This window comes from Larkinella harenae (assembly GCF_054780515.1).
Genome location: NZ_BAAGWE010000002.1, coordinates 1 through 21,132, shown reverse-complemented (window position 1 = coordinate 21,132; position 21,132 = coordinate 1). Strand labels below are relative to the sequence as shown.

19 protein-coding genes and 1 rRNA gene are annotated in these 21,132 nt (G+C 50.0%); 13 read left to right on the top strand and 7 right to left on the bottom strand.

The window, feature by feature from the left end; all coding sequences use genetic code 11:
- The first annotated feature begins 122 nt into the window (after positions 1–122).
- Positions 123–1,475, top strand: a complete 1,353-nt coding sequence (locus tag ACYVH9_RS11445) for an MFS transporter (protein ID WP_460636488.1) — start codon at positions 123–125, stop codon at positions 1,473–1,475.
- A 140-nt stretch (positions 1,476–1,615) separates the two neighbouring features.
- Here the strand turns inward: ACYVH9_RS11445 and ACYVH9_RS11440 are convergent, their stop codons facing one another.
- Together ACYVH9_RS11440 and lgt are read right to left on the bottom strand one after the other, a co-directional pair.
- Positions 1,616–2,242 (bottom strand): transposase, encoded by a 627-nt coding sequence (locus ACYVH9_RS11440; RefSeq protein ID WP_460636487.1) that lies wholly within the window; start codon positions 2,240–2,242, stop codon positions 1,616–1,618.
- 109 nt (positions 2,243–2,351) lie between these two features.
- Positions 2,352–3,170 (bottom strand): prolipoprotein diacylglyceryl transferase, encoded by an 819-nt coding sequence (gene lgt / locus ACYVH9_RS11435; RefSeq protein ID WP_460636486.1) that lies wholly within the window; start codon positions 3,168–3,170, stop codon positions 2,352–2,354.
- Positions 3,171–3,314: 144 nt separating this feature from the next.
- Between lgt and yidD the strand changes: the two genes are divergently transcribed.
- The 3 genes from yidD to ACYVH9_RS11420 all read left to right on the top strand — a co-directional run bounded on the left by yidD (position 3,315) and on the right by ACYVH9_RS11420 (position 4,513).
- On the top strand, positions 3,315–3,524 hold the full coding sequence (gene yidD, locus ACYVH9_RS11430) for a membrane protein insertion efficiency factor YidD (RefSeq protein WP_460636485.1): 210 nt from the start codon (positions 3,315–3,317) through the stop codon (positions 3,522–3,524).
- A gap of 119 nt (positions 3,525–3,643) precedes the next feature.
- Positions 3,644–4,021 carry a co-chaperone GroES gene (locus ACYVH9_RS11425; RefSeq protein WP_460636484.1) on the top strand — a complete coding sequence of 126 codons (378 nt, stop codon included), beginning with the start codon at positions 3,644–3,646 and terminating at the stop codon, positions 4,019–4,021.
- Positions 4,022–4,072: 51 nt separating this feature from the next.
- On the top strand, positions 4,073–4,513 hold the full coding sequence (locus ACYVH9_RS11420; protein ID WP_460636483.1) for a DUF4174 domain-containing protein: 441 nt from the start codon (positions 4,073–4,075) through the stop codon (positions 4,511–4,513).
- A gap of 89 nt (positions 4,514–4,602) precedes the next feature.
- Here the strand turns inward: ACYVH9_RS11420 and ACYVH9_RS11415 are convergent, their stop codons facing one another.
- Positions 4,603–6,567: a sialate O-acetylesterase gene (locus ACYVH9_RS11415; RefSeq protein WP_460636482.1), complete on the bottom strand. Its 1,965-nt coding sequence runs from the start codon at positions 6,565–6,567 to the stop codon at positions 4,603–4,605.
- An 88-nt stretch (positions 6,568–6,655) separates the two neighbouring features.
- Here ACYVH9_RS11415 and ACYVH9_RS11410 point away from each other — a divergent pair, with 88 nt between their 5' ends.
- Positions 6,656–6,901, top strand: coding sequence for a hypothetical protein (locus ACYVH9_RS11410; protein ID WP_460636481.1), 246 nt, complete (start codon positions 6,656–6,658; stop codon positions 6,899–6,901).
- Positions 6,902–6,964: 63 nt separating this feature from the next.
- On the opposite strand, the gene ACYVH9_RS11405 is transcribed toward ACYVH9_RS11410, so the two are convergent.
- Positions 6,965–7,549 carry a collagen-like triple helix repeat-containing protein gene (locus ACYVH9_RS11405; RefSeq protein WP_460636480.1) on the bottom strand — a complete coding sequence of 195 codons (585 nt, stop codon included), beginning with the start codon at positions 7,547–7,549 and terminating at the stop codon, positions 6,965–6,967.
- 337 nt (positions 7,550–7,886) lie between these two features.
- Between ACYVH9_RS11405 and ACYVH9_RS11400 the strand changes: the two genes are divergently transcribed.
- On the top strand, positions 7,887–11,090 hold the full coding sequence (locus tag ACYVH9_RS11400; RefSeq protein ID WP_460636479.1) for a SusC/RagA family TonB-linked outer membrane protein: 3,204 nt from the start codon (positions 7,887–7,889) through the stop codon (positions 11,088–11,090).
- Between the two features lie 19 nt (positions 11,091–11,109).
- Positions 11,110–12,885, top strand: a complete 1,776-nt coding sequence (locus ACYVH9_RS11395) for a RagB/SusD family nutrient uptake outer membrane protein (RefSeq protein ID WP_460636478.1) — start codon at positions 11,110–11,112, stop codon at positions 12,883–12,885.
- An 86-nt stretch (positions 12,886–12,971) separates the two neighbouring features.
- Here the strand turns inward: ACYVH9_RS11395 and ACYVH9_RS11390 are convergent, their stop codons facing one another.
- A complete protein-coding gene (locus ACYVH9_RS11390; RefSeq protein ID WP_460636477.1) occupies positions 12,972–14,081 on the bottom strand; it encodes a hypothetical protein in 1,110 nt (369 codons plus the stop codon).
- Between the two features lie 137 nt (positions 14,082–14,218).
- On the opposite strand from ACYVH9_RS11390, the gene ACYVH9_RS11385 reads away from it, so the two are divergent.
- Both ACYVH9_RS11385 and ACYVH9_RS11380 read left to right on the top strand, forming a co-directional pair.
- Positions 14,219–14,830 (top strand): hypothetical protein, encoded by a 612-nt coding sequence (locus ACYVH9_RS11385; protein ID WP_460636476.1) that lies wholly within the window; start codon positions 14,219–14,221, stop codon positions 14,828–14,830.
- A 62-nt stretch (positions 14,831–14,892) separates the two neighbouring features.
- The gene (locus ACYVH9_RS11380) at positions 14,893–15,453 is read left to right on the top strand and encodes a hypothetical protein (protein WP_460636475.1); all 561 of its coding nucleotides are present in this window, start codon (positions 14,893–14,895) and stop codon (positions 15,451–15,453) included.
- 73 nt (positions 15,454–15,526) lie between these two features.
- Here the strand turns inward: ACYVH9_RS11380 and ACYVH9_RS11375 are convergent, their stop codons facing one another.
- Together ACYVH9_RS11375 and ACYVH9_RS11370 are read right to left on the bottom strand one after the other, a co-directional pair.
- On the bottom strand, positions 15,527–16,597 hold the full coding sequence (locus ACYVH9_RS11375) for a branched-chain amino acid aminotransferase (RefSeq protein WP_460636474.1): 1,071 nt from the start codon (positions 16,595–16,597) through the stop codon (positions 15,527–15,529).
- Between the two features lie 162 nt (positions 16,598–16,759).
- Positions 16,760–17,314, bottom strand: a complete 555-nt coding sequence (locus ACYVH9_RS11370; protein ID WP_460636473.1) for a cob(I)yrinic acid a,c-diamide adenosyltransferase — start codon at positions 17,312–17,314, stop codon at positions 16,760–16,762.
- Positions 17,315–17,466: 152 nt separating this feature from the next.
- Here ACYVH9_RS11370 and ACYVH9_RS11365 point away from each other — a divergent pair, with 152 nt between their 5' ends.
- The 4 genes from ACYVH9_RS11365 to ACYVH9_RS11350 form a co-directional block, all read left to right on the top strand.
- Positions 17,467–17,976, top strand: coding sequence for a hypothetical protein (locus ACYVH9_RS11365; protein ID WP_460636472.1), 510 nt, complete (start codon positions 17,467–17,469; stop codon positions 17,974–17,976).
- Between the two features lies 1 nt (position 17,977).
- Positions 17,978–19,180 (top strand): S-adenosylmethionine:tRNA ribosyltransferase-isomerase, encoded by a 1,203-nt coding sequence (locus tag ACYVH9_RS11360; protein ID WP_460636471.1) that lies wholly within the window; start codon positions 17,978–17,980, stop codon positions 19,178–19,180.
- A 100-nt stretch (positions 19,181–19,280) separates the two neighbouring features.
- A complete protein-coding gene (gene tyrS / locus ACYVH9_RS11355) occupies positions 19,281–20,567 on the top strand; it encodes a tyrosine--tRNA ligase (RefSeq protein WP_460637579.1) in 1,287 nt (428 codons plus the stop codon).
- A 442-nt stretch (positions 20,568–21,009) separates the two neighbouring features.
- Positions 21,010–21,132: ribosomal RNA gene (locus ACYVH9_RS11350) — 16S ribosomal RNA — on the top strand; the annotation flags it as partial.

The following is a 21,132-nucleotide window of genomic DNA, read 5'->3' as shown; positions in this document are numbered from 1 at the left end:
ATAAAAAAATAGGTAAAAACAATCTTTAAATCTTGCAACAAAATCCTTATAATTGTCAGAATAGAGCTAATTTTTTGGCTCTTCTGCTAACCTAAACGCACATTCTGTTTCTTTCTGTCTCCATGAACGATAAGCCCCGTCTTCGTTTCTGGCAAATCTGGAACATGAGTTTTGGATTTCTGGGTATTCAATACGGTTTTGGGCTTCAACAGGCCAACATGAGCCCGATTTTCCGGTACCTCAACGCCGAAGAATCGTCCATTCCCATCCTGTGGCTGGCTGGCCCGGTGACAGGCTTGCTGGTACAACCCGTAATTGGCGCTTTGAGTGACCGTACCTGGTCAGAACGATGGGGCCGTCGAAAACCGTATTTTCTAATCGGCGCCCTTATCACAAGCTTCGCTCTGTTTTTGATGCCCAATTCGTCGGCGCTCTGGATGGCCGCCAGTTTGATGTGGCTGCTGGATGCGGGTTTGAACATCACGATGGAACCGTTTCGAGCATTTATTGGCGATAAACTGAACATCCAGCAACGGAACCTGGGCTTCGCAGTCCAAAGTTTTTTTGTGGGGTTTGGGCAAACGCTGGCCAATTTGATGCCGTTTATTTTGCCCATTTTTGGCATCACGCTGGCGGCCACTGGGGGCAACAATATTCCGGATTTTGTGCGGTATTCATTTTACATCGGTGCGATTGCCGTTCTGGGGGCGGTTTTCTGGACCATGTACACCACCGATGAGTACCCGCCTGAAGACATGGCTGAATTTGAGCGGATGAAACAGGAGAAACGCGGTGTTTTTCACGCCTTTGGCGAAGTAGTTGATGCCTTGCGTCACATGCCTTCCACGATGAAACAGCTCTGGTGGGTGAAATTTTTTACGTGGTACGGCCTACCGTTGATGTGGCAATATTTGTCACTGGCCATTGCACGTCATGCGTTCAATGCACCCGATGCTACCACCAATCCTGTGGGTTTTGCGAAGGGCCTGGAATGGAGTAATCTGTGTTTTGCCCTGTTCAACGTCGGCTGTTTTGGTATATCGTTCCTGCTACCACCCATTGCTGCCCGGCTGGGCCGACGCAATACCCACGCGCTTTTTCTGACCATCGGTGGCCTGGGCTTTTTGTCCATGTTGCTATCGGCAGACAAACATATCTTTTTGGTGGGAATGACGCTGGTGGGGCTGGCCTGGGGCTCCATGATGTCGATGCCTTACGTGATGCTGTCGACTTCGGTGCCGAAGAATCGAATGGGCGTTTATATGGGCTTGTTCAATGGTTTCATTGTGGTGCCGCAAATCATCAACAACATGACTATCGGGTTTTTGTACAAAACCGTGCTAGGCAATGATCCATTGAATGCGCTGGTTTTGTGCGGTATTTGCCTGCTGCTGGCCGCAGGTGCATGTTTTCTGGTAAAAGAAACGCCCCGGACAGAACAGGCGGTTTTTCCGGTTGGCGCCGGAGGGCATTGAACAAACCGTGCATTAGGCAAAACTGTCAGTTGGTTGATGAAAGTGAAGGCTGCGTTAGTCAATCTCTTTCAACAAAAAATAACCCGTCAGGTTATCTCCGACGGGTTCAGGAAAGAAGAGGAAACCGTTCACTTTTGTACTCACTTCATATTTTTCAATTGATCCAGATCGATTTTTTCCAGGGTTGATTTGATGGTGCTCATGTCAACACCGGTGCCTTTGGCGGTGACGATAAAACGGTTATTGATCAGTACGGCCACTTCGCCTGTTTTGCTGTCGTTGCTGTATTTTTCGTACGACTTGTACTCACCGAACTTGGTGGTTTTTTCGTAACCGTTTTCCGTTTCTTTATCGACTTCGATCATCGACCAGGCTGCCAGACCCATCAGAGCGCCGGTGCCTCCCGCGTCTACAATGTTGACTTCCACCGACTGGGTGCCATCGTCATTTCGGTAGTCACCTTTGGCCGTAGAAATATTGAAACCTGCCATGCCGTTTTTCTCACCGGTGGCCTCTCTGCGGGCCAACCCGGCGGCATCTGCGGGAAGCATATCTTTTAATTTGCGAAAATCAACGGTTTCAACCGGGCCATTTTTCTGCATTTCTTCCGCCTGATCAGCCATTTTTTTCAGCGCGTCAATACTTTGAGAAGCTGAAATGGAGGTGCCTTCGTCAGATGCTTCATTGGTTTCCTCTTTATTACCTCCGCAGCTCATCATGAGCAGGGCGGATAACAAATAAACAGAGGCCGTTTTTAGTCGTGTCATTCGTGAGGATGAATTGGTTCAAAAACAAGGTAGCAATGAATTTGGGTGCTTCTACCTATTTTTGATTGATCGGTCGTCAATACCCACGACGTTGAAATCTGAACATTGGCTAGGGTTTGAGGTTTGGCCGCTTCCGGGAGCTAGTAACCAGGAGGTAGATACCCGCCAGAACCGCCGGAATGCTCAGAATCTGACCCATGTTCAGGGCCAGCGTATTTTCAAACTCCACCTGGTTTTCTTTCAGGTATTCGTAGAAAAACCGCAGGCTGAATACAACAATCAGGAAAATGCCCAGCAGGCTGCCCCGGGGGGTATTCTGCTTATGGCGGTTCCAGAACCAAAACAATACCAGGCAAAGCACCAGGCAGGAAATAGCTTCGTACAATTGGGCCGGGTGACGGGGAATCTGTAGGTACTCAGTATTGTTAACAAAAACGAACCCCCAGGAAACGTCGGTGGGGCGTCCTACAATTTCGGAATTCATCAGGTTGCCCAGCCGAATAAAAGAGCCACCCAGAGCCACCGCAATAGCGATGCGGTCTGTCACCCAGAGAAAAGTCTGGTTGGTGGCTATACTGGATTTCCGGCGGGAGTAAAGCCAAAGACCCGTCAGAATACCGATGGCGGCACCGTGGCTGGCCAGTCCGCGGTAGGGTGGCAAAATAACTTCCAGAGGATTTTTGAACAGAACCTCGGGTTCGTAGAAAAGGAAATGGCCGATGCGTGCTCCTAACACCGTAGCAATGACCATATAAAGCGTTAGGGCATCAATGTCACTGACGGGTTTGCCTTCGCGTTTGAAAATGTATAGTATGATCTGCTGGCCCAGCAAAAAGCCAAGTGCGAACAAAAGACCATACCAGCGAACGGAAAAAGTACCGATAGAAAATAATTCGGGATTAACGTCCCAGATGATGTAGGAGAGCATTCGATTTAATGGAGTGTTAAAGAATAGACCCGCATCGGCGGCAAAGCGTTTAACTCGTTCAGAATGGGCCGACTAATAAAACCGGATCGGCACGGACCGGTAGCAAAGATAGAAAAGATTTAACGAAGGATTGTTGACCAAACTATGAAAACCGTACTCATTGCATTTGTGCGCGTATATCAGGGAGCCATCTCGCCCTATCTGCCAAATGCTTGCCGTTATACGCCCACTTGTTCGCAATACATGATTGAAGCTGTACAGAAGTATGGGGCGGTCAAAGGTGGGCGACTGGGCTTGCAACGGATGGCCCGCTGTCATCCGTGGGGAGGGAGTGGGTACGATCCGGTGCCCTGATACGCCAATTCCGTTGTGTTAAATCTGACATTTTGTCGTATCGGCCCGGACGAAAACAGGATTGCCTGATTGTTGTTGAAACATGCCTACCGATTGAAACGACTACTGATTGATAAAACATGGAAATTACGGCAGATAACCGATTAAGACGACTCATCGTTGTGGGCGACCGGGTGTTGATCAAACCCAAAAACCCCAGCGAACGCACCAGCAGCGGCTTGTATTTACCCGCTACCGTGCAGGAAAAGGAACAGGTTCAGAGCGGCTACGTGATCAAAGTAGGACCGGGCTACCCAATTCCGGCCCCAGCCGAGGATGAACCGTGGAAAGAAACCGAGGAAAAAGTGAAGTACATGCCGTTGCAGGCTCAGGAGGGTGATGTAGCGCTTTATTTGCAACGCAATGCCATTGAACTGGAGTACGAAGGAGAAAAATTCTTCATCGTGCCGCAGTCGGCCATTCTGCTGCTGGAGCGTTCGGAAAACCTATTCGAATAAATCAGGTTTAGGAGATAGCAGTGGCAAAACGCTAAACTTCTTTTAAACACTATGCGAGCGGGATGGTTGATGGTTATACTAGTCTATAGCATAACCGTATTTGGAACGATGGAAGGTATTGGTGTTCAAAAGAAGTCGCTTAAGGCCATGCTGGAAGAGAAGCGCGACAGCCGGCGTGTTCTGGTCCTCTACGGCCGTGATAACGCCCAGCATTTGCTGATCGAACAACAGGAAGCTCTCAATGGAGAGCGGGATCAACTGGCTGATCGGGATTTGGATGTGATCGTGCTGGTGGCTTCGGAGCTGGTCGAACCGGATCGGCAGTTTCTGATGCATGAGCCGTTCAGTCTGGTGCCATCGGAAGGATTGCAGGGATGGCTTGTAGGGAAAGACGGTGGAATAAAACACCGGTTTTCGCAGCCGATCGATCCGAAAGAGTTGTTTAGCCTGATCGATAGCATGCCCATGCGCAAGCAAGAGAAAAAACAATAAGGAACGGTTTGGGTGTAAACCGTTATAAACCTGACAGTCTTGGGCGTGGTCGTCCAGATCTGTCAGGTTTATAGTTATCCGGGTGACAGTTACTTAAACCGTCCGGCTTCGGTAATGCCTTTCCAGGTATCGGTGCGGAACGGAACCGCCGGTAAGCCGTCCTGATTGTACAGGTTAACCTCGCCGTTATCGTCAGCCCAGCCGTAGTGAATCGAAACGGGCGTACCCACTTCGCTGGCGGATACAATCACCTTGTCGCCCTGAATTTCGGCCTTCGCCCAGTAGAATTTCTGGTCAGCTCCGGCTACTTCAAAACCTTTCAAATACCCGTATTTATCGTTTGTCGTGAGTCCGCTACCTACGTTATCGAAGGTCAAAATGGCTTTGTTACCCGTTACTTCCATGCTCTTGAAAACGGGACCTGATGCCATTCGATTCTGGCCATATACGGTTTTCAAAGCGTTATAAGCAAGCCTTTTTCCTACATCTTGTTTGTTTTTAGGGTGGATGTCCCGGGCTTCCCCAATGTCTGATGTAACGGCCATGCCGGTATTGGGCAGACTGAGTGTCAGGGTTTGGGCTTCGCGCAATTCGGCCCAGCTACTGCCCTTTATACTGTTTCCATTCGCGGCATTAAAACTGGCCAGTTGAACAAACAGAAACGGGAAATCGCCCTGCCCCCAGCGGGTTCGCCAGTCGTTGATCATCAGCGGAAATGTTTTGCGGTATTGATACGCCCGCCCGGCGTTAGTTTCACCCTGATACCAGATTGCCCCTTGGATGGCGTACGGAATCAGCGGATTGATCATCGCATTGTACAAAATCGTGCCTGTCATGTTGGGATTCACCAGCGTTGCCTGGCGACTGTAATCGGCAATTCGGAATTTCCAGTCGCCCGCCAGTGGGAGCGTCTTCCCCGATGCCGTCAAGTGAAACTGATCCTCTTTGGCTATAAAACCACCGCCACCGCCGTGGTCTTCGACGCGCACCGTAATCACGTTTCGGCCCGCCTTGAGGGTGCCGGCAGGAATGGAATAATTCCGCTCGGTGCCAGCCTGACCGGTTTTCCCTACGGCAATACCGTTGACAAACGTTTCGTCCATGTCGTCGATCTGGCCCAGTTTCAGCGTCATAGCCTGACCCGCCAGTTCGTCAGGGATCATGATTTCTCGGCGGAACCAGACAACACCGTCGAATCCGGGCAACGCTTTCCGATCAAATAAATCGGGTAATTTAATGGTCGACCAATTCGTATCGTTGAAGTCAGCCTGCGGCCATTGTTGGAGCTCCGATACAGCGGGCAAACCACCTTGTACCTTTGTAATCTGGGCCTGCAATTGCTCCATGCGCTGTTTGCTCAAGTCTTCGAGCGATTTGGGCATGCTGGCGACCGCAGGTTTAAACTCCTCGAAACTGTCCATCGCTTCCCGGCTGGTCCAGGATTCCGACTGCGTACCTCCCCAGGAGGTGTTGAGCAGGCCAATCGGAATGTTGGGCATTTCCTTCTGCAACTCACGAGCAAAAAAATACCCGACCGCCGTAAAGTCACCGGTGTTTTCGGGCGTACAAAGTTTCCACTCACCACCCAGGATGTCCTCCTTGGGCGAGAGGCTCAGGTCGTGCGGAACCTTAAAGTGACGGATTTGGGGGTAATTGGCCTCTTTAATTTCCTGAGCCGCATCCCGCGATGAGTTAACGTTCCACTCCATGTTCGACTGCCCGGAACAAATCCAGACTTCGCCGACCAGCACATCATCAAGTGTAACGGTATTTTTTCGGCCGCGAACCGTCATAACATAGGGGCCACCGGCTTCCGTCGGATCCAATTTTACGGCCCATTTGCCCGATTTATCAGTTTTTACGGTTTTGGTCTGATTATTGAACTGAACGGTTATCTTCTCGTTGGGGTCGGCCCAGCCCCAGACTGGAACGGCTTTCCGGCGTTGCAGCACCATATGGGAACCGAAGACTTTGGGCAAACGAACATCAGCCCACGTTTGCAACGTTATCAGCGCAAAGCCAATAGCCGCTGCGGAACGGATTCTAAGCAGCATAAGAACAGGTTTAGGAAAAGGTTTTTAGGAAAAAAGCTTGAATACGCGGGAAAAATACAGATATTTAATCCAACGTGCAATCACATTAATGAAGCTTGAAGATTTTCTAACGCTACCCCACGATCACCAACAGGAGCAGCTCTGGTTCCGGGGTGCGGTATTGGCCAATCGCTACGAAGAGACCCATATTTTTCTCCTCTACGCACTGGATTTGTTTTATGTTGAGTTGCAGTACGACGCTGCGGGGAGCAAGCTGGTCCGGTTATCGGCTTTCACCTCAACCGAACCGCTAACTCCCTACTTGCCACTGTTACCTGATGATTTGTTGGGATGAAATAAGTGTAATGTATTAATTATCAATTCTTTACTGCCAGCAGGTTGAATCCGTTATATCGGCTTATTCCGGTAAATTATACACTTTCCGAACTTCTTCGTAATTGGTGTAATCAATGGCGGCTTTGCGCCCATTGCTCACCTTATCAGCGGTAACTACCACCACACGAATGGATTCAAAGTATTCACTTCCAGCCTGAAAATTCACCGTTCGGCGCAGAAACACGCCCGCCAGCGTTTGCCCACCTCCGGGCGATATAAAATAACTGTATTCGTTCCCCTTCAGGGTTTGACCGGGTATGGCAAACCAATACGGTTCATCCTGGTTGTTCGCGTTTTTTGCCGATTGCTTGACATAAATGTAAAACGCACTTTTTTCCACAACATCGCGGTTGATCGCCTGCGGCAGCGCCAGCAATAAATCAGCCATCCCTTCGTGGTTACGACCCGAGTAATTAATCTGCTGGACATTTGCTGTTCCATCGGCTCCTTTGGCACCCGTATCGCCTTTATCTCCCTTTGCTCCGGGGGTTCCTGCTGGCCCCTGCGGACCCTGAGGCCCAGCGGGACCTTCCAAACTCTGACAGGCCGTAAATACCATACAACCAACCACCAAAAGCTGCGACACGACGCGTAAATACATTTTCATACGGTTATCTGTGTATTTTAATTGAACTAGAATGGGAAAGCAATTTGCCTTGGAACTACGAAGCTAATAAGATTCTGAAAGACTACTCCCAGCAGGTATCCGATATCCGGCAAATTAGGCAAAAAAACTACAATGTATCACTTTTTCATTTGATGATAAGTTGTTTGTTTGATATGTATATTCTGGGTTTAAATTGAATTTATTCTAGGTTGTCACTAAGTAGTTTCAAGGTGTTAGTCCCTTTACGCTTTTACAAACGGATGATTATTAAGTATAATTTAATGTTTGTAAAGTTCAATTTTAAGCTCCCTATTCTACTATCTCTAACAGCTATTTTATGAAAAGAACTTTACCGCTAGACAAACAAAAGGTTTGTAAGCTTTTGTTTATCAGTATGCTGTCTGTGATTGCCTGGGCCAGTTATGCCCAGGGCCAGACGGTTTCGGGGCGCATTACGGCCGTTGAAAATGGAGAAGCGCTGCCGGGCGTTAGTGTCGTGATTAAAGGAACCACCCAGGGAACAAATACGGATAACGCAGGAAAATATTCCCTGCGGGTCCCCAATTCGAACGCTACGCTGGTCATCAGTTTCATTGGCTATACCAAACAGGAAGTTGTGGTCAATGGGCGTTCAACCATCGACATCGCGTTGGAAAATGACACGAAAGCCCTGGATGAAGTGGTGGTGGTTGGGTATGGAACGCAGGAAAAAGTAAACCTGACCGGTGCCGTTGGAACAGTGGACAGCAAACGGTTGCAAAACCGTCCGATTGCTTCGGTGGGTGAGGGTTTGCAGGGCGTTGTGCCCAACCTGAACGTAAACGTCCGGAATGGCGATCCGGCTCAACCCATTACGTTCAACATCCGGGGCTATGAATCCATCAATGGAGGGGCCCCGCTTATCTTGGTCGACAACGTCCCGATGGATCTGAACCGGGTGAATCCCAATGACATTGAGAGCATCAGTGTACTGAAAGATGCGTCTGCTTCGGCGGTGTATGGCGCCCGGGCGGCTTTCGGGGTGGTGCTCGTGACGACCAAAAGCGGGAAGAGCGGTAAGATAAATGTATCGTTCAATACACAGTTTTCGCTGGCCAAGCCCATTTTCAACATGGATGTGGTAACTGACCCTTACCAGTTTGTGCAGGCACGCAACCAGGCCAACATCCGAACCAGCGGCATTCCGGCTTATGATGCGGATATGGTAGCCGGTACCAAAGCTTATTCCGAAAATCCGGCAACGGCTCCGCAGTGGAAAGTAGTCAACGGCGTGCTGCGGTTTTATGGGTACAACGATTATCAGAACAGCATCATGACCCAATTCGCTCCCACGAGCCAGCATGATCTGTCGGTTTCGGGCGGTACGGACAAATCAAAATACCTGGTCTCGCTTGGTTATTTCTCCAAAGACGGCTATTTGCGTTATAACAACGAGAAGTTTAAGCGCTATAATGTGCTGATGAAGGCTGATTTCCAGATTAACAACTGGCTGAGTCTGGATGAAAAAATTATTTTTAATTCGCAGAACAGCGACAAACCTCACTTCTATAACTGGGATGTAAACATCAATTCCCTCGCTCGGGTGAATCCGATCATGCCGGTTCAGTTTCCCGATCTTGACTATTACGTCACGCCCGGCGACCGCGAAAAATACGCGCCCTACATCGGAAAATACTTTGGAGGCACCAACTTCTTCCCGTACCTGATGGATGGCGGGCGTACCACCTATACCAACAATGACCTCTGGCTGACCCAGGGTGTTACCTTAACGCCGTTGAAAGGCTTGAAAATCCGGTCGGATTTCTCGTACAATATCTTCAACCGCATGTATCAGGACGTGCAGAGCAAGATTGATATTGTGGATGCTAACCTGTTGGCGGCCAATATTGTCAGCAACGGTTTTAGCGGTGACGACTGGATTCGGAACGAGAATAATTACAACCAGTATTACGTGTTCAATGCGTTTGCGGAATATAAACTGCCATTGCCGGTCGATCACAACCTGTCGGCTATGGTTGGTTTCAACCAGGAGCGCGGGCAATACCGTTATTCGGGGGCACAGGCCCGGGCGTTGATTACGCCCCAGGTGGTAGACCTCAACGCAACAACCGGCGTGCAGCAGACGTTCGGGAGCAAGTCGCATGTGGCGCTGCGCGGAGCCTTCTACCGGCTGAATTACATGTTCAAGGAACGTTACCTGCTTGAGTTCAACGGGCGATACGACGGAACCTCCCGGTTTCCGAAAGATAGCCGGTTTGGCTTTTTTCCCTCGGTATCGGCGGGCTGGCGGATCAGCAACGAGAAATTCATGGCCGGAACCGGCTCGTGGCTCGACAACCTGAAGCTGCGCGCGTCGTACGGAACGCTGGGCAACCAGATTCTGCTGGACAACAACCGCAATCAGATTTATTATCCCTACGTGGCCACGATGGGCACGGGTCAATCGCCGTACATGTTTACCAACGCCCTGATTCCGTTCGTTTCGGCGGCTGGACTGGTAAGCCCGTCGCTGACGTGGGAAACGGTGATTTCCAAGAACATTGGGCTGGATTTTACGATGCTACGCGGTCGGCTGGATGCATCGCTGGATGTGTACACCCGCGATACAAAAAACATGTTGATGGACGTATCGTATCCGGCTATTCTGGGCACGACCGCCCCGAAAGAAAATGCGGCTGATCTGCGGACCAAAGGCTGGGAGTTGTCGCTGACCTGGCGGGACAAGTTCAAGAATAACTGGAATTACGATTTGAGTCTGGCGCTTTCGGACTGGACGGCTGAGATCACGCGTTTCAACAACCCAACCGGTGCCTTACCAAACAACAGCAATATCTATTATGTCGGGCAGAAGCTGGGTGAAATCTGGGGGTTTGAAACCGCCGGTATTTTCCAGACGGCCGATGAGGTAGCCCAGGCGCCCAAACAAACCAACATTGGTGCCAACTGGCGTCCGGGCGACATCCGGTATACCGATTTGAACGGCGATGGCATCATCAGTTTTGGCAACAACACGCTGGCTAATCCGGGTGATCGGAAGGTGATTGGCAACAGCACACCCCGGTATTCGTTCGGGATCAATGGCGGGCTGGGCTATAAAAACCTGCGTCTGACGGTTTTCTTCCAGGGAATCGGTAAAAAAGACCACTGGCCGACCTCTGACAACTGGACTTGGTTCTTCCCTTACAACGCGGGGCATGTTGAGAAATATTACATCACCGACACCTGGACCGAAGACAACCGGGATGCGTATTTTCCGGCGGCTCACATTTCGACGAACGACAAGAAAAACCTTCAGGTGCAATCCCGTTATCTGCAAAATGCCGCTTACATCCGCCTGAAAAACATCACATTGAGCTATGATCTGCCGCAAAAGTTACTTCAGAAAATCGGGGTGGGCAGAGCCCAGGTATTCGCCACCGGCATGAACCTGTGGGAGTTTACCAAAATGCGGAAACCGCTGGATCCCGAAACCATCCAGTCGGCGGCTATCGAATACCCTATGCAGCGCATTTCTACGCTGGGTCTCAATGTTAATTTCTAATCCCCAAATGACTTTCCTGATGAAAAAATATAACCTCTTTTTTGGTGCGGTCTTCGCAACGGCCTTTCTGGTGAGCGGCTGCAACGACGAGTTTCTCGAACGCTATCCGCTGGATCGGATTACCAACCAGACCTTCTGGAATACGGAAAACGATCTGCGGGTGTACAACAACAGTTTGTACGACCTGGCCCGCAACGACGATAATGTGCCCATTTTGCACGGCCACTACAACGGTTTTGATAGCAACTGGGGGAGCTTCTGGTTTCAGGATGAGTTTGCCGACAACATGGCCCCAACCAACGCCCGCCATATTTTCTTCCAGCAGGTGCGTTCGGGAAAACACACGGTTCCGACGGATCCGCAGCAATTTGGCTACAAAGGCTGGAATTTTGTCCGGGCGATTAACGTCGGGCTGGCAAATTACGACAAAGCCAATGTGTCCCAGGCAATCAAAGACCGTTACATTGCCGAAGCCCGGTTATTCAGAGGCTGGTTTTATGCCGAAAAAGTACAGAAGTTTGGCGATGTTCCGTTTGTAGATAAGGAGTTGAACGTCGATTCTCCGGAGTTGTTTGCGGGCCGTACTCCGCGCGAAGAAGCCATGACCAAGGTGCTGGAAGACCTTAACTTTGCCGCCACCAAACTGCCCGACACCTGGAACGATGGCAATGCGCCGGGCCGGTTAAACCGCTGGTGTGCGCTGCTGGTGAAATCCCGGCTGTGTCTGTACGAAGGGACCTGGCGCAAGTACCATGGCGGAACCAACGCAACCATGTGGCTGGAAGAAGCAGCCAGCGCGGCCAAAGAATTGATGGACAAAGGGCCTTACCGGCTTTACAGCACCGGAAATCCCAAAACGGATTACAACGCCTACCACCGGGTCTTGAATCTGGCCGGTAATCCGGAAGTGATGTACTGGCGAAAATACCAGCTAGGCGTATTCACCAACCACGTACAATCGTATTTTGAGTACGCGGGTGGTGCCACCAAAAGTGTTGTCGAAGACTATCTCTGTACAGACGGGTTGCCGATTACGTTATCTCCGCTTTACAAAGGGGATGCTAAAATCGAAGATGTTTTCGAAAACCGGGACCCGCGGCTGCGCCAGACGGTTTTGCATCCGGCCGATGCTGCTTCTTACAAATATCACCTGGCGGATGGACGGCCTTACCCGCGTATTCAGGGGATGGAAGGCGGTTATTTGTCGACCACGGGTTACCACATCATCAAACATTACAACGCGGACGACATGATAGGAAAAGCCTTCGATACCGCAGAGTCACCAGCCATCATTCTGCGGTTTGGAGAGGCTCTGCTGAATTACGCCGAAGCACAGGCGGAACTGGGCAAAATCACGCAGGCTGATCTCGACAACAGCCTCAACAAGCTCCGTGATCGTGTGGCTATGCCGCATCTGGAAATGGGAAAAGTGCCCGTCGATCCGCGTTATACCGCCGATGGGGTCTCACCGTTGATTGCCGAAATCCGGCGCGAACGGCGCATCGAATTGTTCATGGAAGGGTTTCGCTACAACGACTTGAAGCGCTGGAAACAGGGTAAAAAACTGCTTACGCCCACCCTTGGAATACTGTGGGATGCAGCCGCTATTGCCCGGTATCCGAAAGCCAATGTCAAAACCAAAGTCGATCCGGTATCCGGAAAAGCCTATATTGATGTGTACCAGGGCACTGACTGGGCCAATCCCGTTTTTGATGAAAACAAACATTATCTGTGGCCTATTCCGCTGAATACGCTCGCGCAGAACCCGGCCATTAAGCAAAACCCGGGCTGGTAATTCCAACAGACTTTTTTTGATAACCCGTTCGGCGCGATGATAAAATCGTGGCCGGACGGGTTGTTTTTGCTTGTGGATTAAACAGGTTATGTTGATCCGGTTGAATCCGCATTCACCAAGTATTCAACCAGCAGAGCCAGCGAGTGGGCTTCGCAGGTCCAGTCCATCCGAACCAGCCGGGACTGGGCCAAACGGTTGAGCAGCGGATTCTGCGATGCCGTTAGCATACCGGCGATAAAGAATGAATACTGCCGGACTTCGTTTTCAGAAATGGTGCTGACATCGATGCGGGGCGGTTTTTCGCCGAGCAGCAGAAGTGAGGTAGAAACGACCACCTGATCCATGACCGGCAAACCGTCGTTGAGCAGTTGATAGGCATCCTGAATCAACTGAGGCCGAAGGGATTCCAGCGGTTCCGGACGAAATGCCGCCAACAACAGCGCAACGTGGTACAGAATGAGGGGCGCGCGCGGGTATGAGTGCGAGCAGCGAAACGGATCGGTCCGGTATTGCCCTTTGGCAACCACCGATCGGATGAACTCAAGACTGTCGTAGTCGTGCTGATTGAGGGGGAGCTGGTAATGAAAAATGCAGAAAAGCAGATTGCACAATACGCTGACGTCGAACTCAACCGGCATGTTTTTGCCAAACCAGGTCGAATAGGCGCGCAGGTTAACATACTCGGGAAATGTGTCTTCCACTTGTCGGGTAGCGAGGTTAGCATGTTGCATGAGCTTTTGTTTAAGCCACAGTAAGTCCTCGCGCGACGGATTGCCGGTTAGGTAGACGATGGCCGTATCGTCGGCATCGTCGGGGAGCCGGAAATGTTCCAAACGATTCAGAAAAAGCCCGTTGGGAAAGTGCCCGGATGGTCGGCCATTTTTGGGTGTTACGTAGAAATTATAAGTTTTGAGTCCGTCTTTGTTTTGAAAATCAGGGTAGTGCCGGACGGCTTTTTCAACGATTTGATCAACGGTTTTCTGTAAATTCACCGAGAGCCGCGAACGGATTTGCTGAAGCGTAAAAACCGTGATAGCGGTAAAGAAAATATTTGTGTCTGCCCGGTGGTACCCCAGAATCAGCGGATTCGCCCGGTAGGAGGGAACGAGTCCCGCCGGAAAACAGGGCTGAGACTCCGACTGAAGCTCCGAAATTCGGTAGAGGAACTTTTCGATAAATGCGTTACTGTCGAACATAAGCCCCAAAAATACGGCAGTACATTCATAATTCAGAACGCGAAGCTATTGCAGTGTTTTTTCCTTTCATCAACTAAGTTCTTGCAACCACAAGGGCTTCTGCGTAGTTTCGTTTCTACGACAGCATATTAAAAACCATGACACCAGTTCGAAAACACACCATCTTACGCCGGGTAAAAGACATTACCCTCAGCGCGACCCTTGGCCTTGTCTTGCTGAACGGTTCGGCGCTGTTGCAAAGTTGCGGCTCCAGCGAATCAGATACCGAACAGGTTGACCGTGCAACGTCTTCCGACCAGTTTGGAAAGGGCGTCAGGACGTTCATTACCGAAACGAGTCCCGGTAAGTTTAAAATTACGGATGAGGTCGAGGTGGACCCCAAGCAGGCCGGAGCCATTGTCAATTACGCAGATGGCCACCGTGATACGCTAAGCGTGGAAGCGGCCCGCCAGTTGGTTCATTCGGATCCTTCGACCAGTCAATATTTCAATAACCCGGCGGCTTACCACCACCACAGCGGGCTATCCAGTGTGTTACTCTGGGGTAGTTTGGGGTATATGCTGGGCCGTTCCAATAACTCGGGCATTGCGAATGAGCAACGCTATCGTGCGGGTGCCTACAGCAGTCCGCAGGCATTTGAGCGCGCCAACCGGATTGGTAGCAATGTGCACGGTTCCAAAATCAGCCGGCCGAGTGGTGGGCGGAGCGGTTTTTTTGGCGGAGGACGTTCGCGCGGATTTTCATCGTAATGAATACCCGCATCGGTTGAGCGTTTACGCTTATTTTCTCTATTAATTACAACCTGGACTATATGAAACAAACGTTTATTTACCCGGCGCTGCTTGCCATAGCGCTATTTTTAAATGCCTGCCAAAGCAATCAACAAGCATCAGAGGCAACTACCCCCACTGACTCGACCGAAATTTTACCGACTCGGCCCAACACGGGAAATGAACTCGTCAGCGACTGGCTGGAAAAACTGGTTGGGTCGGAAGATGGCCTGTTCCGGGGCGTTAAGCTGGGCGATGGCGTGGCCGTAGTAAAGGAAAAAGAAAATGCCGAGCCGTTTGAAGAGGATGCAGCCCACGTGGGTTATACTATTGAATACGAAAATTTGGAATCGGTTGATATTCAATATTTTCTGGATAACGGCAAAAAAGTGAACCGCATTCAGGTAGATATTTATCTCAATAACCGGCAGTCGGTTGATACGCACCGGCAAGAATTGGAAACGTATTTCACCAAGCGATACGGAACTCCTTCCCAGCAAAGCTGGAAGGTTGCGCCCAACAGCCTGGTTACGTTAAAAGATGTGTCAAAAGGCAAAGATTTTGGCCTCAAACTCACGTTCGATCGCACCACAAATGCCTGAGAAAGACTAATAAAAGGCGCGGGGCGTTGACGATTTCAAAACCGTCAACGCCCCGCGCTGTATTTTTTCTTTATTAGATTTTGTGCATCCAGCCAAACGTGTCCTCAATCCGGCCCGTCCGCAGATCACTGAGGTAGTCAAAAATCCGGCTGGCCAGCGAGTTTTCTTTCGCTACTTCATTCAGCATATAATCTTTGCCTTCAAAACCGATCAGCGAGTACGGTGAAACCACCACGGCGGTTCCGGCGCCAAATGCTTCGGTGAGGCTGCCGTTTTCAATCCCTTCAATTACTTCCTGGATCGAAACTTTCCGTTCTTCAACCTCAATTCCCCAACTTTTCACTACCTGAATGATGCTATCGCGGGTCACGCCTTTCAGAATGGAATCGGAAGTCGCTGGTGTGACCAGTTTACCGTCAATGACAAACATAATGTTCATTGTTCCGGATTCTTCGATGTACTTGTGCTCGGTCGCATCGGTCCACATCAACTGGTCGTAACCCGCCTGTTGCGCCAGCAGCGTTGGGTACATGGAACCGGCGTAATTACCGGCGCATTTGGCGTAGCCAACCCCACCGGGTGCCGAACGAATGTAATCCGTTTCAACTTTCAGCTTTGGCGGTTTGGTATAGTAAGCTCCTACCGGGCAGGTAAAAATGCAAAACCGGTAGGTTTTCGACGGAGCAACGCCCAGGTACGTATCCGTTCCGAACAAGAACGGACGGATGTACAGCGAGCTTTCGGTCGAGCTGGGCACCCAGTCGGCATCAACGCGCAGCAGGGCTTCCAAACCACCCATAAAAACTTCTTCCGGAATGGTTGCCATACACATCCGCTTGGCCGATTCATTCATCCGTTTCCAGTTTTCCCGTGGACGGAACATCAGCACTTCACCAGCTTCATTTTTATAGGCTTTCATGCCTTCAAAAATTGACTGACCGTAATGGAGCGACGATAGAGCCGGGCTGAACGTAAAATTGTCAAACGGCACCACTTGTAGATCTTGCCATTGCCCGTCCACAAAATCGGCCACAAACATGTGATCCGAAAAATGCTTGCCAAACGGCAGGTTGTTGAAGTCGACCTCCTCAATCCGGGAGCGTCCTGCTTTGCGCAGCTCGATGTTTAATAAGTCGGTAGTCATGATGGTAATCGGCAAATCTGATCAACTAAAAAAGTCGTCAGCGGGTTGATTGTCAGCAAATGTATAGAAAACTTCAGGAAGTGTCCAGTGAAAAATAGTTGTTATGCTAATTATTTTTTTAGCGGTTACATAAACTGGCAAAAAAACGCATGGATCCGGTTTCTAGGGGATCCGGGGTTGCCAGGTTATTTCTTCAACGTCGAGCTCCTGAACCATTTTCCGGCCCAGGACAAAGAGATAATCCGACAGGCGGTTGAGGTACTGAATCACCAGCGGATCAACGAATTCATCGTCATTGAGGGCAATGACCAGGCGTTCGGCCCGGCGGCAAACCGTACGTGCCAGGTGGCAAAACGAAACGGACGGATGGCCACCGGGTAAAACGAAGGCCCGCAGGGATGGTAAGTGGGCTTCCATTTCATCGATGGCCTGTTCCAGGTGGGTCACGTCCGAATCCAGAATAGCGGGCAACGGTTTTTTAACGGTTTTTTCGGGGTCTGTTGCCAGTTCAGCGCCGATGGTAAAAAGCCGGTCCTGAATTTCTTTGAGCAGCTCCTTTCGGTTCGTGTTTATGGGCTGATCCCGAACCAGGCCAAGGCAGGCATTTAACTCATCTATGGTTCCGTACGCATCGATTCGGTGGTAGGCTTTGCTCACCCGTCGTCCGCCAATCAGCGAAGTTTGGCCTTTATCGCCGGTTTTGGTGTAAATTTTCATTGAGTAAAAAAGAGGTTTTGCAAAAATGACGACTGAAAATCAGAGTTTGTCAAAGAATTCTCCGGTCAACTTTTAAGCCAATTTGGGAACACTCCGTTGTAGCCCGTACCTTTGCGGCCCAAAGCCTGTTATCAGGTCAACAAATTATATTCATGAAAGTTAGCACGTTTGCCATTCGTTTGTGGCGGCTGGCCTCGCTGATCGGGTTTGCCTCCATCTTAATTTATACGTACGTTTCGCTGGAAACCACCGTTGCCGTGAGCTTTACGCCGGATAGCCGCCCGGATGTTTTCATTGATCGGGATTATTTGTTCTACGGCTGTGTGGCTATTTTTCTGATCAACAATACACTGATCAATATGTTGACGAAGCTGTTTCCGAAAGTATCCGGAACGGCGCTGCCCATTCCGAATCAGCAGCTTTGGCTGGAACACCGGAAACAACTGGACGAAATTTTTCAGAACTGGTTTTACTGCATCATGGCGGCTGTCAATACCGTAATGGCACTGGCCTTGTATGTACTGGGTCGTCTGAATACGCAATTGGGATCCACCAGTCTGACGGGCCATCAGTGGCTGTTTCCGGTTTGTGCAGCTATTATTTTAATTGTAATCGTTTCCTTACCGATCCGGTTAACCATGAAGCCCACGCCCGAAGAGTAACATGGACGAACTACAGCTTGCCGATTTTCAGTACGACCTTCCGGATGAACGCATTGCGCGGTTTCCGTTGCCCCGGCGCGATGAGTCCAGATTGCTGACCTACCGCGGAGGTCGGATTGAACACCGCTCGTTTTTTGAATTGCCGGACCTGTTGCCCGAAAAAAGCCTGCTGGTGTTCAACAACACCAAAGTAATTCCGGCGCGGCTGCATTTTCAGAAAGCAACCGGTGCCGTTATCGAGTTGTTCTTGCTCAATCCTGTGCCCGCCGATCGACTGGTTTCGGAGGCTATGCAGGATCGACATACAAGTACCTGGCAGTGTATGATTGGCAACCGGAAGCGTTGGAAGCCGGATGAGGTTTTAACGAAGGAAATCCGGGTTGGTGATCAGACGACTTTGCTAAATGCGCATTGGCACAGTGCCGATCAGTCACACATCCGGTTTGAGTGGTCCGGGAGTGAGTCGTTTGCGGCCCTTCTCCACGAAGCCGGAAAAATACCGTTGCCGCCTTACCTGAACCGGGAGGTCACCGACGCCGACAGGGATACGTACCAAACCGTTTATTCGCGCGTAGAAGGGGCGGTGGCAGCCCCAACGGCCGGGTTGCATTTCACGCCGGAGGTACTGACACAGCTTGCCCAGAACGGAATTCAGACCGAGTACCTGACGTTACACGTTGGAGCCGGCACCTTTCAGCCGATCAAAGCCACGGATGTACGTCAGCATACGATGCACACGGAGCAGGTCGTATATTCGCGTCAAAATCTGGAGAAACTGATCAGCCACGCCGGACCGGTGATTGCCGTGGGGACAACCTCAATGCGTTCACTGGAAAGTCTGTATTGGTTTGGAGTGCGTCTGCTCAGGAATGAACCGGAACCTTTTGAGCTGGATCAGCAATACGCGTATTCTGTTCAGGAAAACGAAGTTCCATCACCAAAGGAAGCATTGCAGGCTATTCTGACGCATCTTCTTACAGCGGGGCAGGAGCAGGTCATTGGGCATACCGGAATTTACTGCATGCCTGGTTATCGGTTTCGGATCGTCGACGGTTTGGTGACGAATTTCCACCAGCCGGGTTCCACCCTTATTTTATTAGTCGCGGCTTTTGTGGGTGAAAACTGGCTAACCATTTATCAGGAAGGTTTGCAGAACGGTTATCGTTTTTTAAGTTACGGTGACTCCTCACTGCTTTTGCCCTGACAATTTTATCTTTGCAACCTGAAAATCAAGAGAAAGTAAAAAGGCTAACGCACGATTTCTTTCCTTTTCTGCTTTTCTCCCTTCTTTCTTTAATTGTATGATTGATTTTATTGAAGAACTCCGCTGGCGGGGCATGTTGCAGGACATGATGCCCGGAACCGAAGAACAACTCCGTAAAGAATCAACGGCCGGGTATATCGGTTTTGATCCAACGGCGGCTTCCCTGCACATTGGCAATCTGGCTACGATTATGCTGCTAGTTCACTTTCAGCGGGCGGGCCACAAACCGTTTGCACTGGTAGGTGGGGCCACTGGCATGATTGGAGATCCATCCGGTCGGTCCACCGAGCGCGATTTTTTATCCGAAGAAACGTTGCGGCATAACCAGGAAGGGATTCGACAGCAGCTGGCCCGCTTCCTGACGTTTGATGGGGCAACAAATTCGGCCGAAATGGTCAACAATTACGATTGGTTTAAAGAGATATCGTTTCTAGGGTTTCTGCGCGAAGCCGGCACCCACCTGACCGTAAATTATATGGTGGCGAAAGACTCTGTGAAAAAGCGGCTTGAAACCGGTCTTTCTTTTACCGAATTCTCCTACCAATTATTACAAGGATACGATTTTTACTGGCTTTACAAGAATAAAAGCGTTCGACTTCAGATGGGCGGTTCGGATCAGTGGGGGAACATCACCACCGGAACCGAACTAATTCGGCGTAAAGAAGGGAGGGAAGAGTACCAGGCTTTTGCCCTGACCACACCGCTGATCACAAAGGCGGACGGAACTAAATTCGGAAAATCAGCAGGGGGGAATATCTGGCTCGATCCGGCGATGACGTCTCCGTATCAGTTCTACCAGTTCTGGCTTAATGCCAACGACGCCGACTGTCCGCGGCTCATTCGCGTGTTTACCCTTTTGTCCCGTGAGGAAATCGAAGACCTGGAGCAACAGCATAACGAAGCACCCCATTTGCGGATTTTGCAAAAAGCGATTGCAAAAGACGTAACGATTCGGGTGCATTCGCAGACTGGATACGATCTGGCTGTCAAAGCCTCGGAAGTATTATTCGGAAAAGCGACGATGGATACGCTGCGTACCATTCAAGCGGATGAATTTGCGGTTATTTTTGAAGGAGTGCCCCAAACGGAGATTAGCACTGATGAATGGGAAGCCTGCAAGGATCTCATTGATCTGTTGGCCGTCGCTACGCGTGGAGAGCTATATGCTTCAAAGGGAGAAGCCCGGCGGGCGCTGGCACAGAATGCGGTGAGCATTAATAAACAGAAAGTTAGCGATTCGACGGTATTGGAAGAGTTGGAATGGCTTCAGAAACGGTACTTGGTTATTTCCAAGGGCAAAAAGAACCATTTAATTCGTCTCGGATAATTTTTTTGAAGTTTTTTTATTGGGTAACTTCTTGAAAAAGAATTGAATAATAAATTTTAAAAAGGAGTTACCCAATTATTTTCGTTTTATGTCTTGACAAACGGGAAAATAATGCGGTACTTTGCAGTCCCAAATCGGGGAAGCGCAGAGCAGCCAACCGGTAGCAGGCGGAACTAACCAAGTGGTTATGAGTCGGTTATCTCGGAAAAGTTCAAAAGAAAAGAAAAAATAAATTTTTAAATTTCTTTTGAAAAACAAAAACAAACTGCTACCTTTGCAATCCCAAATGAGGGAAACAACATACCGAGATTGAGCAACGAATAATAACAGTTCAATCAGCCATTTTCCAAACGCGGAAAATTAAGTTCTTTGACGTAGTGGACAGTACAGCAACCAAGCCAAGAAAGGCGACCTGACAAGTACAATTGTTAGTTTATTATTTACAATGGAGAGTTTGATCCTGGCTCAGGATGAACGCTAGCGGCAGGCCTAATACATGCAAGTCGAACGGATGCAGCAATGCATTAGTGGCGCACGGGTGCGTAACGCGTAAGCAACCTACCTA